Raw genomic sequence first — 14,914 nt, 5'->3', positions numbered from 1 at the left:
GTCATCTAGATGACTGATACTGACGCCAGTATCGACAGACACCGTGACAGTTTCTTGAATCGAACGACACCCGATGCGATGAATACGCCCGTTTCGAACGAGTCCCTGCCGGCGGGCACGCGCCGCTGGGAGCAGATCGCCAGCAGCCTGCGTGCCGACATCGCCAGCGGGCATTTCCCGCCCGGCTCGCGTTTGCCGAACGAGGCCCAGCTGGCCGAGCGCTTTGCCGTGAACCGGCACACGCTGCGCCAGGCGGTGCAAGCGCTGGTGCGCGAAGGCTTCGTCAGCGTGCGCCAAGGCAGCGGCACGTGGGTTCGAGAGCTGGTGCTGGACTACGCGTTGCAGCGTCGCACCCGCTTGAGCCAAAACCTGGCCGAAGCCGGCGAGCGGGCCGAGCGCGAACTCCTGGGTCACGAGTCCGCGCAGCCTGCGGGCGTCTGGGCCCAGGCCCTGAAGCTGCCGCCTCACGGCCGCGTGGAGTTGCTCCACACACGCTCCCGCGTGCGCGGCCGGCCCATCAGCCTGAGCACGGCGGCCTACCCCAGCGCGCGCTTTTCGGGCATCGCCGAGGTGTTCGCGCAAGAGCGCTCGGTCACCGCCACGCTGCAGCGCTTTGGGGTGAGCGACTACACGCGCTTGCGCTCCAGCATTTCCGCCCGCTTGCCGACCGCGAGCGAGGCCGATGCGCTCGCCCGCGCCTTGACCCAGCCCTTGCTGGTGGTGCAGTACACCAACGTCGACCCCGAGGGCGTGCCGGTGGAGGCGGCGACCACCCTGTTCGCCGCCGATGCCGTCCAGTTGCAGGTCGAGGCGGGCGAGGGGCTGGCATGACCGCACCACCCGCACCGCGCTGGGCTGTTTACTTCGCGCCTCAACTCGACCACCCCCTGTGGCGGGCCGGTTGCGCCTGGTTGGGTCGGGATGCGGCGGTCGCGTCCGATCGGGGCCCCGCACCTGCGCAGCGCGACGAGCCCTGGCGCTATGGCTTTCATGCCACCTTGAAGGCCCCCTTCCGCTTGTCATCAGGCCAGGACGCAGCCGAGTTGGACCGGGCCCTGTCGGCGCTGTCGCGTCGCCATCCCGCCTTCCTCATCCCGTCCTTGGAGGTGAGTACCCTGGCCGATTTCGTCGCCCTGCGGCCCGCCGAAGCCTTGCCGCGCGACCACCCGCTGTGGCAACTGGCCGATGCTTGCGTGGTCGAACTCGACCCCTTCCGCGCCCCCGCCTCGTCGGCCGAACAGGCGCGCCGCGCGGCCTCGGCGACCGACGCCGCAGCCCTCGAGCGCTTGCAGCGTTGGGGCTACCCGCACGTGCTGGAGGGGTGGCGCTTTCACATGACGCTGAGCAACAGCCTGCCGCCAGGCACGCAGCGCGAGGCGTGCTTGCAGCAGGCTCGGGCGCACTTCGCGCCCGTTTTGGCCACGCTGCCCCTTCGCTGCGCCGACCTCTGCCTCTTCAAGCAATCAGCGCCCGACGACGCCTTCGTGATCGAGCGACGCTACCCGCTGGCCTGAGCGCCCGCCCAGGCCCGCTGGAGGCTGGACCACTTCCGCCAGCAGCGCCAGGTAGTAGTCCAGCGAGGGTGTGGGCCGGCCCGGCTCCTTGGCCAGATCGTCCCAGCGCCGCAAGGCGATGGCATCGGCCGCGTGCGGTCGTGCCGCGAAGGCCTCGCACTCGTCGGGGCGCATGGGGCCGCCCTGCAGCATCAGCGAATGCACCGACGCCGGCGACAAGGTGGACAGGTAGGCGGGCTCGGCGGCCACCAGGTAGCGTTTGGCGGCCACGTGCAAGCGGATCGGCTCCAACACGGCCGGGCCAAAGCCCTCGGCCAGCAAGGGCAGGGCGCGCAACTCGTGCTCGTCGTCCACGGCGTCGCCCAGGCTCATCACCTCGTCGTCGGCGAAGTGACCGATGTCGTGCAGCAACGCAGCCGCCACCAAGCTGTTGGACGCACCAGCCCACTCGGCCAGTTGCGCGCATTGCAGCGCGTGCGCCAGGGCGCTCACCGACTCGGTGCGTTGCCCCTCGTAGGCGCGGTCGGCTTGGCGGGCCAACATGTGGCCGATGCGATCCATGAGGGGAGGCAGGGCGGCGTTCATACCAGCTTCTTGCGCAGTTGGGCCGACAACATGTCGATGAGGCTCACGGTGCCAATGAGCATCAGCAGGATGGCCGCGGTCTTGCCGTACTCGAACCCGCGAATCACCTCCCACAGCAGCATGCCGATGCCACCGGCGCCCACCATGCCCACCACCGAGGCCGATCGGACATTGGCCTCGAAGCGATACAGGGCGTAGGAGATCCACAGCGGCATCACCTGCGGCAGCACGCCGTAAGCGATCTCCTCCAGGCTGTGCGCTCCAGTGGCCCGGATGCCCTCGACGGGCTGCGGATCGATGGCCTCCACCGCCTCGCTGAACAGCTTGGCCAGCGTGCCCGTGGTGTGCACCCACAGCGCCAGCACACCGGCAAACGGCCCCAGGCCCACGGCCACCACGAAGAGCAGGGCGAACACCATCTCGTTGATCGAGCGAAAGGCGTCCAGCACGCGGCGAACGGGCTGGTGAATCCACCACGGTGTGATGTTGCTGGCGGCCAGAAGCGCCAGCGGTACCGAGCACAGCACGGCCATGGCCGAGCCCCACAGCGCGATTTGCAACGTGACGATCAGTTCCTGCAGGTACTGGCGCCACTCGCGAAAGTCGGGCGGGAAGAAGCCGCCCGCGTATTCCGCCATGTTGCCGCTGTCGCGCAGCAGGTCCAGGGGACGCATGTCGGCGCCCTGCCAGGAACCGAGCAGCAAGGCGATGAGCAGGCCCCAGCCCAGCAGGCTCCACAGGCTGGGCTTGGGCGCCTGCGGCACCATGGGCTTGTCGATCGTCGCGAGGCTCATGGCGCTGCCGGTCAGTTGGTGTTGGTCTGCCGGCTCAGCTCGGCGAGCTTGACGTCGACGGCCTGCAGGCGACGGTTCTTGTCGTCGGCGCTCAGGTTGACATCGGCCTCGATCTTGTTGCGCTCGGCCACCAGGCTGAGTTGGCGAATCGGCGTGAGCTGGTTGTTGTCGGACTTCATGAAGCCGCCGATGGTGAGCTTGGCCAGGATTTCCTTTTCGCGGGGCTGCTTGCCATAGGTCAGGAAGAAGTCGGACACCTTCTTCTTCGTCCCAGCGTCGAGGTCCGCACGCCACACCATGGGGTCGCTGGCGATCAGCGGCGAGCGCCAAATCACCTTCAGCTCGTCGTGCTTCTCGGGTTGCTTGAGCTTCATGCGCTCCATGGCGTCGCTGGCCACGGTGGCGATGTCCACCTGCCGGCCGTGCACGGCCAGGATGTTGGTCTCGTGGTTGGCGCGCACCATGCGCTTGAAGTCACGGGTCGGGTCGACCTTGTTTTGGCCGAAGGCGTAAAAGCCCGGCACAAATGCGGCGCTGGTGGAATTGGGGTCGCCGTAACCCAGGGTCAACTCTTGGCGCTGCTTGCGCACGTCCTGCAGGTTCTGCAGCGGGCTGTCCTTGCGGGCGATGATGAAGCCCCAGTAGCCGATGCCACCATCGGGCTGCACCATGCGGGCAAAGACCTCGCCCTGCGCGCGGTCCACGGCCTCCATCGCCGACTTGTTGCCCATCCAGGCCACCTGCACTTTGTTGAAGCGCATGCCCTCGATGACCCCGGCGTAGTCGGGTGCGAAGAAGGCATTGATCTTCAGGCCCGTGGCCTGTTGCAGGTCCTCCAGCAGCGGCTGCCAAGCCGACTTCAGGTTGGCCGACGATTCGGTGGAGATGATGCCGAAGCTGATCTCTTTCGGGGCCTGCGCGTGGGCCTGGGGCAGAGCGGTAGCAGCCGCAAGCGCCAGGATGGTCAAGGCGCGACGCTGAACTGGGAACATGAGTGACTCTCCTGATGAAAAGGATGCGAGGGGACAGACTTGCTGGAGGGTGGGGTGCCGGCCAGCGGCGCCCGCTCAGGCGGCTTGTGGAACGGCCACCAGTGGGGGAACCGGCCCGCGGCTGGCACTGGCGACTGCGGGTGCGGGGTCGCGCGCAGGCGTCAGCAGTTCGCCCGCCTGCGTTCCGTACAGCTGGTGCAAACGCTCTTCGCTGAGCGCCGCCGTGGGCCCGTCGTACACCACTTGCCCATGGCGCAAGGCGACGGTGCGGGGGCAGTAAGCGAAGGCGTAGTCGATTTGGTGCAGCGACACCATCACCGTCACGCCGCGTTCGCGGTTCACCTGCGCCAGCAGCTCCATCACCCGGCGGCTGGATGCGGGGTCGAGCGACGCGATGGGTTCGTCGGCCAGGATGATCTTGGCGCCCTGAACCAAGGCGCGAGAGATGGCGGCCCGCTGTTGCTGACCCCCCGAGAGCGTGGACGCCCGCTGCCACGCGCAGGCGTCGATGCCCACGTGTTGCAAGGCCTCGTAAGCCCCTTGCAGCTCATGCGCCGGGAAGGCCCGCAGCAGGCTGCGCCACAGTGGCAGGCGGTGCAGAGCGCCCACCAACACATTGCTCATCACCGGCAGGCGATCGACCAGGTTGAACTGCTGGAAGATCGAGGCCACTTCGCGGCGCAGCGCGCGGGTCTCCGCGCTGAGTCGACCGCCGCTTTGCAGCCGGCGGCCCAGCAGCTTCACCTCCGACACCGAACCCGCATCGGCCCGGTGCAGGCCGTTCAAATGACGCAGCAAGGTGGACTTGCCCGAGCCCGAGGCGCCCAGCAGGGCCACCATCTCGCCCGGTTGGACCGACAGCGAAACCTCGCGCAAGGCGGGCTGCGCAGTGCCGAAGCGCTTGGACAGCGAGCGGACTTCGATGGCGGGGGCTGAGGCGACGGATGGCGTCGTGTTCATCGGGCATCTCCACGTTGGCGACGCCGCGAATCATCTAGACCTGCGGTGACAGCCCCATGACGGAATCGGTCATGGCGCGAGCCCAGGTGGGTGCAAAAAGACGGCGGCTCCGCCGCCGTCGCGCCTCAGGATGCAGCCCTCAGTCTTCCAACTCGGCCTTGGCCATTTCGACGTCCAGGCGCTCCATCGCGTCCCGGGGGGTGAGGGCGGCCGCGCTGGCGTAGAGCTTCTCGGCTTCGGGCATGCGTTTGTCGCCCTCGAGCATCACGTAGCCGTTGGCGCACTCCATCAGGGTGATGGCGCTCTTGGGGTTGAGCTTGAGCGCGGTGTCCAACATCTGCAGCCCCGTGCGCAAGTCGGCGCCCTGGCCGCGGGCCAGCAGCCGCCCCACCTTGTCGATCACCTCGGCATGAAAGGCGCCCAAGGCCACGTGGGCGTCGGCGTGCTTGGGTTGCAGCGCGATGGCGCGTTCGAGGGCCGACTTGATCTTGACCCCCAAGCCTTGCACCAAGGCCTCGGCGATGCTGATGCCCTGGCTGTAGCGGCCCAGGGCATAGGCCTCCAGGTAGTGGGCATTGGGGTTGTTGGGCTGGCTGGCCTGCTGCGCCTCGGCCCGGGCCGCCACGGCCAAGAAGGCGTCGAGCTTGGCCTTCTCGTTCTTCTCCAGGTAGTTGGCCTGGATGGCCTGCGCCTTGTTGGCCACGGTCAGGCCATCGCCACCTGCCTTGAGACCGGCCGCCATGGCGGCCTTGAAGTCGCCGGCATGGAACAAACGCCAGGCCTCCACCACGGCCGCCGACTTGGGCCAGGGCTCCGCATCGCCTCGGTGCAACTCCGGCCACAGGGCTTTCAGCGTGGCGTCGTCGTAGGCGAAACCAGCCTGGGCTTTGGGCGCTGCGGGGGCCTTGGCAGGAGCTTTGGCAGGAGCCTTGGCAGGAGCCTTGGCTGGAGCCTTGGCCGGTGCTTTGGCTGGAGCCTTGGCCGGTGCTTTGGCAGGTGCTTTGGCAGGAGCTTTGGCAGGAGCTTTGGCAGGTGCTTTGGCAGGTGCTTTGGCAGGGGCCTTGGCAGGAACCTTGGCAGGCGCTTTGGCAGGCGCTTTGGCAGGCGCCTTGGCCGCAGCCTTGGCAGCGACCTTCTTGACCGCCGGCGCGGGGCTGGTCTTCTTGGCGGGCGTCTTCGGGGTGGCTGGGGCCATGGCGCGTCTCCTCAGGACTGGTAGTTGCCCGCCAGCCTGAACAGGTGCTCGCGGGATTGGGGTTCGAGATAGGGCATCAGCAGGCTCAACACGTGGAAGGCACCGCGCAGCAAGGCGGCTCCGGCGCGTTCGGGTTCCAGCGCGTGGCGCGGGTCTTTCACGTACTCGAAGCTGAGCCAGTAGCTCTGCAGCACCACCATGGAGGCGGCCACGGGCGCTGCTTCGCGGGGGTCCATCTTGAGCGCGCCGCCGATCTTGAGGCCCGCCAGCACGCCGCGCATGGCCTCTTGCTTGCGGGCCAGCACGGTTTGGAAGTGGGTTTCGAGCTTGCGGTTCTTGCTGAGCAGGTCGTTCAGGTCCCGGTACAGGAAGCGGTGCTTCCAGATCAGCTCGTACAGGGTGTGGAAGAAGAACCAGGCGTCCTCCACGTTGCGCACGTTGTCGGCGGCGAGCAGCAGGTCGGCCAGTTCGGTGTCGAAGCGCTGGAACAGCGCATTGATCAGCTCGTCTTTGGCCGGGTAGTGGTAATACAGGTTGCCGGGGCTGATGTTCAGCTCGGCGCTGATCAGCGTGGTGCTGACGTTGGGTTCGCCAAAGCGGTTGAACAGGTCGAGCGTCACTTCGAGGATGCGCTCGGCGGTGCGACGGGGCTTTTTGGGCGTGGCCATGTTCGAGGGTTCGTGGCGGGGCGGGCCAACGATACCCGCTCGCGCAGCGCCCAGCCTAGGGATTTGGCGCGTCGTTCCTACAATTACCGCCATGACCGCGACGCCCGCCATCCGCTTCGAGCGGGTGCACAAGACCTACCGCGGCGCCAACTCCCCGGCCTTGACCGATGTGTCCTTCGACATCGCCCCCGGCGAGTTCTTCGGGCTTCTGGGGCCCAATGGCGCCGGCAAAACCAGCCTGATCAGCATCCTGGCCGGCCTCTCGCAGGCCACGCAGGGGCGTGTGGCTGTCATGGGGCACGACGTGGTCACGGACTACGCGCAAGCGCGCCGCGCCCTGGGCGTGGTGCCCCAAGAGTTGGTGTTCGACCCCTTCTTCAGCGTGCGCGAAACCCTGCGCTTCCAGGCCGGCTACTTTGGCGTGACGGCCACCGACGCCTGGATCGACGAGCTTCTGGGCGAGCTGGGCCTGGCCGCCAAGGCCGACGCCAACATGCGCCAACTCAGCGGTGGCATGAAGCGCCGCGTGTTGGTGGCGCAAGCGCTGGTGCACAAGCCGCCGGTCATCGTGCTGGACGAACCCACCGCCGGCGTGGACGTGGAGCTGCGCCAAACCCTGTGGCAGTTCATCGCTCGCCTGAACAAAGCGCAAGGCACCACCGTGCTGCTGACCACGCACTACCTGGAAGAGGCCGAGGCCCTGTGCGGCCGCATCGGCATGCTCAAGGCTGGCCAGCTCGTGGCCTTGGACCGCACCAGCGCGCTGCTGAGCCACCGCAGCCACCAGGTGCTGCGCTTCAAAACCGACGCCGCCTTGCCCGAAGGGCTCGATGCGCGTGTGACCGGGCGCATCGCGCAGATCAAGGCGCACGACGCCGCCGAGGTCGAGCAGATCTTGGGCCGCCTGCGCCAAGCCCAGGTGCCGGTGGAGGACCTGGAGATCGGCCGCGCCGACCTGGAGGACGTGTTCCTGGAAATCATGCAAGGGGACGCGCGATGAAGCCCGGTGCGTCGACCCTGTTCAAAAAAGAGCTGCTGCGCTTCTGGAAGGTCAGCTTCCAGACCATCGCCGCGCCGGTGCTCACTTCGGTGCTCTACCTGATGATCTTCGGCCACGTGCTGGAGGACCACGTGCAGGTGCACGGCGTGCCCTACGGCGCCTTCCTCTTGCCGGGCCTGGTGATGATGAGCGTGCTGCAAAACAGCTTCGCCAACAGCAGCTCCAGCCTCATCCAAAGCAAGGTCACGGGCAACCTCGTGTTCTTGCTGCTCACGCCCCTGAGCCCGCGGGCTTGGTTCTTGGCCTACGTGGGCGCGGCCATGGTGCGCGGCCTGGCCGTGGGCCTGGGCGTGGCGCTGGCCACGCTGTGGTTCGTGCCCTGGCAGGGCTGGGCGCTGCAGCACCTGCCTTGGGCCCTGGCCTTCGGCCTGCTGGGCGCGGGGCTGATGGGCTCGCTGGGCCTGATCGCCGGCCTGTGGGCAGACAAGTTCGACCAACTGGCTGCGTTCCAAAACTTCATCGTCATGCCCATGACCTTCTTGGCGGGCGTGTTCTATTCGGTGGATTCGCTGCCGCCCTTCTGGCGCGCGGCCTCTCACCTGAACCCTTTCTTCTACATGGTGGACGGCTTCCGCCACGGCTTCTTCGGCGTCAGCGACACGAACCCCTGGATCAGCCTGGGCATCGTGGCGCTGGCCTTTGCCGTTGTTGCCACCCTGGCGCTGCAGCTGCTGCAGCGCGGCTACAAAGTGAGACATTGACATGGCCGATCCCACGCCCGACGAGGTGCGTTCCTACATCGCCGCCGGCCTGCCCTGCGCACACCTCGAGGTGAACGGCGACGGCCGCCACTTCTTCGCCACCATCGTGAGCGCGGAATTCGAGGGCCTGAGCCGCGTGCGCCGCCACCAGCGCGTGTACGCCGCGCTGGGCGAGCGCATGAAGGAGCAGATCCACGCCCTCTCGATGAAGACCCTGACCCCCGCCGAACACGCCGACAACCCCGGGAACGCCTGAGCCATGGACAAACTCCTCATACGCGGCGGCAAGCCGCTGCACGGCACCGTCACCATCTCGGGCGCCAAGAACGCCGCCCTGCCCGAGCTGTGCGCCGCGCTGCTGACGGCCGAGCCGGTGGTGCTGGACAACGTGCCGCGCCTGCAAGACGTCCACACCATGATCAAGCTGCTGCGCAACATGGGCGCCAGCGTGGAATGGGACAGCGACACCGGCCACCGCCTGACGCTGAACGCCGGCCCAGTCAGCAACCCCGAGGCGCCCTACGAGCTGGTGAAGACCATGCGCGCCAGCATCTTGGCGCTGGGCCCGCTGCTGGCCCGCTTCGGCGAGGCCACGGTCAGCCTGCCCGGCGGCTGCGCCATCGGTTCGCGCCCCGTGGACCAGCACATCAAGGGCCTGCAGTTGATGGGCGCTGAGATCGTCGTTGAGCACGGCTACATCCTGGCCAAGTGCCCGGCGGGCGGCCGCCTGAAGGGCGCGCGCATCACCACCGACATGATCACGGTGACCGGCACCGAAAACTTCCTGATGGCCGCCGCGCTGGCCGAGGGCGAGACCGTGCTGGAAAACGCCGCGCAAGAGCCCGAGGTGGTGGACCTGGCCGAGCTGCTCATCAAGATGGGCGCGAAGATCGAAGGCCACGGAACCAGCCGCATCGTGATCCGCGGCGTCGACAAGCTGCACGCCCCGCGCGAGCCGCACGCCATCGTGCCCGACCGCATCGAAGCCGGAACCTTCCTGTGCGCCGTGGCCGCCACGGGTGGCGACGTGGCCTTGGTGGGCTCGCGCGCCGACCACCTGGACGCTGTCATCGACAAGCTTCGTGAGGCTGGCGCCAGCATCAACGCCATCAACGGCCAGCTGCGCGTCACCATGGGCACGCGGCCCATCGCGGTGGGCTTTCGCACCAGCGAGTACCCCGCCTTCCCGACCGACATGCAGGCCCAGCTCATGGCCGTGAACTGCGTGGCCCAGGGCTCGGCCAAGATCAGCGAGACCATCTTCGAAAACCGCTTCATGCACGTCAACGAGTTGGTGCGCCTGGGCGCCCGCATCGAGGTCGACGGCAAGACGGCGGTCGTCACCGGCGTGGAGCGCCTGAGCGGCGCCACCGTGATGGCCACCGACCTGCGCGCCAGCGCCAGCCTGGTCATCGCCGGCCTGGTGGCCGAAGGGCAGACCGTGGTGGACCGCATCTACCACCTGGACCGCGGCTACGAGCAGATGGAAGCCAAGCTGCGCGCCCTGGGTGCCGACATCGAACGCGTGAAATGACCCACCCCCGAAGCGCTTCGCGCCTCCCCCTCAAGGGGGCGCCGCTGGCGGCCCGGCCAAGCCGGTTCCGCGGTGGCCGCTTGGGGGCTGACTGCCTGGATTGCTGGTTCACCCCATGACTCAATTGACATTGGCCCTGAGCAAGGGCCGCATCTTTGACGACACGCTGCCGCTGCTGCGTGCGGCGGGCATCGAGGTCTTGGAAGACCCCGAGAAGACGCGCAAGCTCATCCTGCCCACCAACCAGCCCGACGTGCGCGTGGTGCTGGTGCGCGCCAGCGACGTGCCGACCTACGTGCAGTTCGGCGGCGCCGACGTCGGCGTGGCCGGCTTGGACGTGGTGCTGGAGCACGAGCTGGGGCCCTACGGCGGCGGGGAGGGCGGCGCTTCGCTGCTGCGCCCCATCGACTTGCGGCTGGCCCGCTGCCGCCTGAGCGTGGCCACCCGCGCCGACTTCGACTACGCCGCCGCCGTGCGCCAAGGCGCGCGCATCCGCGTGGCCACCAAGTACACCCAGTTGGCCCGCCAGCACTTCGCCGACAAAGGCGTGCACGTCGACCTCATCAAGCTCTACGGCTCGATGGAGCTCGCCCCGCTGACCGGCCTGGCCGACGCCATCGTCGACCTGGTCAGCACCGGCAGCACGCTCAAGGCCAACCACCTCGTCGAGGTCGAAGACATCCTCCCCGTGTCGGCCCACCTCGTCGTCAACCCCGGCGCCGCCAAGCTCAAGCGCGCGCGCCTGCAACCGCTGATGGACGCCTTCCGCCGCGCCCTCGCTGCCTCCACTGCCAACGCCTGAAGTCATGAAGATCCGCCGCCTCGCCACCACCGCCGCCACGTTCGACGCCGAGCTCGAGCAGCTGCTGCATTGGAGCGAGGAGACCGACGCCGGCATCGAGACCACGGTCGCGAAAATCATTGCCGACGTGCGCCGCGACGGCGACGCCACGGTGTTGGCGCTGACGCACAAGTTCGACGGCGTGCAAGCCGCCTCGGTGGCCGACTTGGCCATCCCCCCGGCCGAGCTGAAGGCCGCCTTCGACGGCCTGCCCGAGGTGCAGCGCCAGGCCCTGCAGGTGGCCGCCGAGCGCGTGCGCCGCTACCACCAGCGCCAGTTCGAGGTCACCTGCCAAGGCTTCGAGTTCGAGGACGAAGACGGCAACCGCCTGGGCCAGCAGGTCACCCCGTTGGACCGCGTGGGCCTGTACGTGCCCGGTGGCAAAGCGGCCTACCCCAGCTCGGTGCTGATGAACGCCATCCCCGCGCAGGTGGCCGGCGTGGGCCAGATCGTCATGGTCGTGCCCACGCCCCGCGGAGAAAAGAACGCCCTGGTGCTGGCCGCCGCGCACCTGGCCGGCGTGGCCCAGGTCTTCACGATTGGCGGCGCGCAGGCCGTGGCCGCCCTGGCCTACGGCACGGCCACCATCCCGCGCGTGGACAAGATCACCGGCCCCGGCAACGCCTACGTGGCCGCGGCCAAGCGCCGCGTGTTCGGGCAGGTGGGCATCGACATGATCGCCGGCCCGAGCGAGATCCTGGTGCTGGCCGACGGCAGCGCGCCGCCCGACTGGGTGGCCATGGACCTGTTCAGCCAGGCCGAGCACGACGAGCTGGCGCAAAGCATCCTGCTGTGCCCCGACGCCGCCTACCTCGACGCCGTCGAGGCCTCGATGAACCGCCTGCTGCCCGACATGCCGCGCGCCGCCGTCATCCGCGCCAGCCTGGAGGGCCGCGGCGGCCTGATCCACACGCGCAGCATGGAAGAGGCCTGCGCGGTCAGCAACCGCATCGCGCCCGAGCACTTGGAGGTGAGCAGCACGGCCCCGCGCCAGTGGCTGCCGCACCTGAAGCACGCCGGCGCCATCTTCCTGGGCACCTACGCCTCGGAGTCCTTGGGCGACTACTGCGCCGGCCCCAACCACGTGCTGCCCACCAGTGGCACCGCCCGCTTCAGCTCGCCCCTGGGCGTGTACGACTTTGTCAAGCGCAGCAGCCTGATCGACATCAGCCACCGCGGCGCCCAGGTGCTGGGGCCGGTGGCCGACACGCTGGCGCAGGGCGAGGGCCTGCAGGCGCATGCCCGGTCGGCGGCGATGCGGGTGGACGCCAGCGGCGGATGAGTCGCCGCTGAGCGCAAGGCGACTCGCTTTGCTGGGGTGCTGGTCGCAAGGGCTGAAGCCGTCCGCCGCACTCAAGTCAAAGAGTCGCCTGTCGGCCAGGAGCCGGTGTTCGGACCCCCACACTGCAGAGCAAGACAAGGCCAAGAGCAGACATTCACAACGCAGCTGGAAAGCGCTTTGTCGGTAGTGGGGTTGCCTCTTCAGACCGTCGGTCGACAGCAAAGAGCCACAGGTATCGTGGCGGCCTTCAAGCATCAGTCCTCTCTCGTTCAGGTCAGCACCTGAACTTGCACCCCTTTCGATGACCCGTATCAAGTTCACCCTTTCCACTTGCCTCGTGTTTGCACTTCTCGGCCCACTCGTTGCTGTCACCTTGACAGGACTTTGGCTCAGTGCAATCAAGGGGTGGAGCTATTGGCAGGGTGGAGGCATGCTTGTTCTTCTCGGCTTTGGCTACCTTTCCGGAATGCTGCAGGCCCTCTTGTACGGCCTGCTTTGCTGTGTAGGCTTGTTCGCTGCCGTGAGGCTATGGCCCGGTTTCTCCGGCGACCGACGACCCTGGCACCGTTTGCTGCTTGCACAGGCGGTCGGCATGGTGGTCGTACTGCTGCTTCAGGGGCCATCTCTGTATTTGCGAGGAAGCCAGTTGGTGCCCGCTGGTGAGCATTTCTGGGCCAACCTCTCTCGAGTGTGGCGGCTTGAAGTGATGGAAGGCACGATGCTCATCGGTATCGTGCCCTTCTTGGCTTGGTATCTAGTGCCAACCTTGGTTTGCGTTTCTGTTGTTGGGTGGCGCTTCGTTCCACTGCTGAGGCGCTGATACCTCGCCATCGCGAACGCCGGCTACCGCTTCCCAGCGGCTGCCCAGGTATGCAACTGCTACGGCAGCTGTAGGTCGACAGCAGCCTCCTTGGCCGACGATTGATCGATTGCAGTTGGCCCGTTGCAGGCAAACAGTCGCCTGTCTGAGGGCTTGCTGAGGGGCGTTGCTGGCATCGGGTGGCCTCCGCCCCTTGACGCGGCTTTGCCGCCGATCAGCGGATCAACCCGCCAGGGCATCGCGGCGCCTCCCCGCCGAGCCGAGCCCACGCTTTCCACAATCGCGGCATGGCCGCGTCCACCGCACTCGTTTGGCTGAAGCGCGACCTGCGCTTGCACGACCACGCCCCGCTGGCGCGGGCGGCCGCCTTCGAGCGCACGGCGGCGGTGTTCTTCATCGAGCCCGCATGGTTGGCCTCGCCGGAGTTCGACCCCCAGCACCTGCGTTTCGTGCTGCAAAGCTTGCAGGGCCTGCGCTTGCGGCTGCATCGGCGCGGCCTGCCGCTGCACGTGCGCGTGGCGCCGGCGGTGGAGGGCCTGGCCGCGCTGCAGCGCGAGCTGGGGGTGACGCACTTGCTGAGCCACGAAGAAACCGGGCCGGGTTGGACCTACGCGCGCGACCTGGCCGTGGCGGCGTGGTGCCGACAGGCCGGGGTCGCGTGGACCGAGCTGCCGCAGCACGGCGTGGTGCGGCGCCTGCGCAGCCGCAACGGCTGGGCCGGACAATGGCAGGCGCGCATGGACGCCGACGAGGCGCCGGTGCCCGATGGTTGGTCGCCCGCAGGCGACTTCCCCACCGAGCCGCTGCCCACGCCCGAGGCCCTGGGCGTGGCGCCGGACGCGCGAGCCGGCCAGGTGGGGGGCGAGCGCGCCGCGCTGGCCACGCTGGACGACTTCCTGACCCGCCGCGGCCACGACTACCGTCGCGCGATGAGCAGCCCGCTGAGCGCCGAAGCCGGCTGCAGCCGCCTCTCGCCCCACCTGGCCTGGGGCACCCTGAGCCTGCGCCGCGCACACCAGGCCACCGAGGCGCGCATCGCCGAGGCGCAGGCTTTGGGCGAGCGCAGTTGGGCTTACGCGCTGCGCGGCTTTGCCGGGCGCCTGCGCTGGCACTGCCACTTCATGCAGAAGCTGGAGGACGAGCCGGCCATCGAGCGCCGCGCCTTCGTGCCGGCCTTCGACGGCCTGCGCCCGGGCGACACCGCGCCCTTCACCGAGTCCGACCAGGCCCGCTTCCACGCCTGGGCCACGGGCCACACCGGCTGGCCGATGGTGGACGCCTGCATGCGCAGCCTCAAGGCCACCGGCTGGCTGAACTTCCGCATGCGCGCCATGCTGGTCAGCGTGGCGAGCTACCCGCTGTGGCTGCACTGGCGGCCCACGGGCCTGCACCTGGCGCGGCAGTTCCTGGACTTCGAAGCCGGCATCCACTGGAGCCAGATGCAGATGCAATCGGGCACCACGGGCATCAACACCCTGCGCATTTACTCGCCCACCAAGCAGGCGCTGGACCAAGACCCCGACGGGGTGTTCATCCGCCGCTGGGTGCCCGAGCTGGCCGGCGTGCCGTTGCCTCACTTGGCCACGCCCTGGCGCATGGATGCGGCCACGCAGCGGGCCAGCGGCTGCGTCATCGGCACGCACTACCCGGCACCGCTGGTGGACGAGCGCAGCGCCATCCGCGCGGCCAAGGACGCGATGTGGACCGAGCGCCGCCGGCCCGAGGCCCGCGCGCAGGCCGATGGCGTGCAAGAGAAGCACGGCTCGCGCAAGAGCGGGCTGCCGAGCACGACGAAATCACGGCGCGCCAAACCAGCGCCGGCACCGGCGACGCCGTCACCCCCTTCGCCCCAGGGAGAGTTGTTTTGAGCTTCAACCCAGAAGCGGCAGTTGGACACGGCCGAGTGCGCCGTGATGCGGTGCGCTGGCAAGGCGCGAGGACGCCGCGGGCTCTTGCCCGCAAGGACGA

The 14,914-nt window shown here is 68.3% G+C and carries 16 protein-coding genes; 10 read left to right on the top strand and 6 right to left on the bottom strand.

The annotated features are described in order from the left end of the window. Positions 1-78: 78 nt before the first annotated feature. Complete coding sequence (gene phnF, locus O9335_RS03900) at positions 79-831, top strand: phosphonate metabolism transcriptional regulator PhnF (RefSeq protein WP_298383847.1); 753 nt, start codon at positions 79-81, stop codon at positions 829-831. Next, positions 828-1,514: a DUF1045 domain-containing protein gene (locus tag O9335_RS03895; RefSeq protein WP_298383845.1), complete on the top strand. Its 687-nt coding sequence runs from the start codon at positions 828-830 to the stop codon at positions 1,512-1,514. The genes phnF and O9335_RS03895 overlap by 4 nt, the downstream gene beginning before the upstream one ends. Here O9335_RS03895 and O9335_RS03890 read toward each other — a convergent pair. The 6 genes from O9335_RS03890 to O9335_RS03865 form a co-directional block, all read right to left on the bottom strand. Continuing rightward, positions 1,464-2,099 (bottom strand): HD domain-containing protein, encoded by a 636-nt coding sequence (locus O9335_RS03890; protein WP_298383842.1) that lies wholly within the window; start codon positions 2,097-2,099, stop codon positions 1,464-1,466. The two genes, O9335_RS03895 and O9335_RS03890, sit on opposite strands and share 51 nt — an antisense overlap. Continuing rightward, positions 2,096-2,893 (bottom strand): phosphonate ABC transporter, permease protein PhnE, encoded by a 798-nt coding sequence (gene phnE / locus O9335_RS03885; RefSeq protein WP_298383839.1) that lies wholly within the window; start codon positions 2,891-2,893, stop codon positions 2,096-2,098. The genes O9335_RS03890 and phnE overlap by 4 nt, the downstream gene beginning before the upstream one ends. 11 nt (positions 2,894-2,904) lie before the next feature. Continuing rightward, the gene (gene phnD / locus O9335_RS03880) at positions 2,905-3,885 is read right to left on the bottom strand and encodes a phosphonate ABC transporter substrate-binding protein (protein WP_298383837.1); all 981 of its coding nucleotides are present in this window, start codon (positions 3,883-3,885) and stop codon (positions 2,905-2,907) included. Between the two features lie 75 nt (positions 3,886-3,960). After that, the gene (gene phnC, locus O9335_RS03875; RefSeq protein ID WP_298383834.1) at positions 3,961-4,845 is read right to left on the bottom strand and encodes a phosphonate ABC transporter ATP-binding protein; all 885 of its coding nucleotides are present in this window, start codon (positions 4,843-4,845) and stop codon (positions 3,961-3,963) included. Between the two features lie 139 nt (positions 4,846-4,984). After that, positions 4,985-5,698: a hypothetical protein gene (locus O9335_RS03870; RefSeq protein ID WP_298383920.1), complete on the bottom strand. Its 714-nt coding sequence runs from the start codon at positions 5,696-5,698 to the stop codon at positions 4,985-4,987. 353 nt (positions 5,699-6,051) lie between these two features. Next, positions 6,052-6,708 (bottom strand): TetR/AcrR family transcriptional regulator, encoded by a 657-nt coding sequence (locus tag O9335_RS03865; RefSeq protein WP_298383831.1) that lies wholly within the window; start codon positions 6,706-6,708, stop codon positions 6,052-6,054. A 91-nt stretch (positions 6,709-6,799) separates the two neighbouring features. Between O9335_RS03865 and O9335_RS03860 the strand changes: the two genes are divergently transcribed. The 8 genes from O9335_RS03860 to O9335_RS03825 all read left to right on the top strand — a co-directional run bounded on the left by O9335_RS03860 (position 6,800) and on the right by O9335_RS03825 (position 14,814). After that, a complete protein-coding gene (locus O9335_RS03860) occupies positions 6,800-7,708 on the top strand; it encodes an ABC transporter ATP-binding protein (protein WP_298383828.1) in 909 nt (302 codons plus the stop codon). After that, entirely contained in the window at positions 7,705-8,469 is a 765-nt protein-coding gene (locus tag O9335_RS03855; protein ID WP_127682675.1) for an ABC transporter permease, read from the top strand. The genes O9335_RS03860 and O9335_RS03855 overlap by 4 nt, the downstream gene beginning before the upstream one ends. 1 nt (position 8,470) lies before the next feature. Beyond that, positions 8,471-8,725 carry a BolA family protein gene (locus tag O9335_RS03850; RefSeq protein ID WP_298383823.1) on the top strand — a complete coding sequence of 85 codons (255 nt, stop codon included), beginning with the start codon at positions 8,471-8,473 and terminating at the stop codon, positions 8,723-8,725. 3 nt (positions 8,726-8,728) lie between these two features. After that, on the top strand, positions 8,729-10,003 hold the full coding sequence (gene murA, locus O9335_RS03845) for a UDP-N-acetylglucosamine 1-carboxyvinyltransferase (protein ID WP_298383821.1): 1,275 nt from the start codon (positions 8,729-8,731) through the stop codon (positions 10,001-10,003). 115 nt (positions 10,004-10,118) lie between these two features. After that, positions 10,119-10,805, top strand: coding sequence for an ATP phosphoribosyltransferase (gene hisG / locus O9335_RS03840; protein WP_298383817.1), 687 nt, complete (start codon positions 10,119-10,121; stop codon positions 10,803-10,805). Positions 10,806-10,809: 4 nt separating this feature from the next. Beyond that, positions 10,810-12,126 (top strand): histidinol dehydrogenase, encoded by a 1,317-nt coding sequence (hisD, locus tag O9335_RS03835; protein ID WP_298383814.1) that lies wholly within the window; start codon positions 10,810-10,812, stop codon positions 12,124-12,126. A 301-nt stretch (positions 12,127-12,427) separates the two neighbouring features. Then, entirely contained in the window at positions 12,428-12,946 is a 519-nt protein-coding gene (locus O9335_RS03830; RefSeq protein ID WP_298383812.1) for a hypothetical protein, read from the top strand. Between the two features lie 287 nt (positions 12,947-13,233). Continuing rightward, complete coding sequence (locus tag O9335_RS03825) at positions 13,234-14,814, top strand: cryptochrome/deoxyribodipyrimidine photo-lyase family protein (RefSeq protein WP_298383809.1); 1,581 nt, start codon at positions 13,234-13,236, stop codon at positions 14,812-14,814. Positions 14,815-14,914: the final 100 nt, after the last annotated feature.

The sequence above is a fragment of the Inhella sp. genome, assembly GCF_027532025.1.
Lineage (GTDB): Bacteria > Pseudomonadota > Gammaproteobacteria > Burkholderiales > Burkholderiaceae_C > Inhella.
The sequence above is the reverse complement of the archived record's forward strand: the minus strand, read 5'-3'. Positions and strand labels throughout refer to the sequence as shown.

Bases quoted from the DNA above. Each gene is read 5' to 3' on its own strand.
- phnF (WP_298383847.1), top strand. From the start codon at position 79: ATGAATACGCCCGTTTCGAACGAGTCCCTGCCGGCGGGCACGCGCCGC.
- O9335_RS03895 (WP_298383845.1), top strand. From the start codon at position 828: ATGACCGCACCACCCGCACCGCGCTGGGCTGTTTACTTCGCGCCTCAA.
- O9335_RS03890 (WP_298383842.1), bottom strand. From the start codon at position 2,099: ATGAACGCCGCCCTGCCTCCCCTCATGGATCGCATCGGCCACATGTTG.
- phnE (WP_298383839.1), bottom strand. From the start codon at position 2,893: ATGAGCCTCGCGACGATCGACAAGCCCATGGTGCCGCAGGCGCCCAAG.
- phnD (WP_298383837.1), bottom strand. From the start codon at position 3,885: ATGTTCCCAGTTCAGCGTCGCGCCTTGACCATCCTGGCGCTTGCGGCT.
- phnC (WP_298383834.1), bottom strand. From the start codon at position 4,845: ATGAACACGACGCCATCCGTCGCCTCAGCCCCCGCCATCGAAGTCCGC.
- O9335_RS03865 (WP_298383831.1), bottom strand. From the start codon at position 6,708: ATGGCCACGCCCAAAAAGCCCCGTCGCACCGCCGAGCGCATCCTCGAA.
- O9335_RS03860 (WP_298383828.1), top strand. From the start codon at position 6,800: ATGACCGCGACGCCCGCCATCCGCTTCGAGCGGGTGCACAAGACCTAC.
- O9335_RS03855 (WP_127682675.1), top strand. From the start codon at position 7,705: ATGAAGCCCGGTGCGTCGACCCTGTTCAAAAAAGAGCTGCTGCGCTTC.
- O9335_RS03850 (WP_298383823.1), top strand. From the start codon at position 8,471: ATGGCCGATCCCACGCCCGACGAGGTGCGTTCCTACATCGCCGCCGGC.
- murA (WP_298383821.1), top strand. From the start codon at position 8,729: ATGGACAAACTCCTCATACGCGGCGGCAAGCCGCTGCACGGCACCGTC.
- hisG (WP_298383817.1), top strand. From the start codon at position 10,119: ATGACTCAATTGACATTGGCCCTGAGCAAGGGCCGCATCTTTGACGAC.
- hisD (WP_298383814.1), top strand. From the start codon at position 10,810: ATGAAGATCCGCCGCCTCGCCACCACCGCCGCCACGTTCGACGCCGAG.
- O9335_RS03830 (WP_298383812.1), top strand. From the start codon at position 12,428: ATGACCCGTATCAAGTTCACCCTTTCCACTTGCCTCGTGTTTGCACTT.
- O9335_RS03825 (WP_298383809.1), top strand. From the start codon at position 13,234: ATGGCCGCGTCCACCGCACTCGTTTGGCTGAAGCGCGACCTGCGCTTG.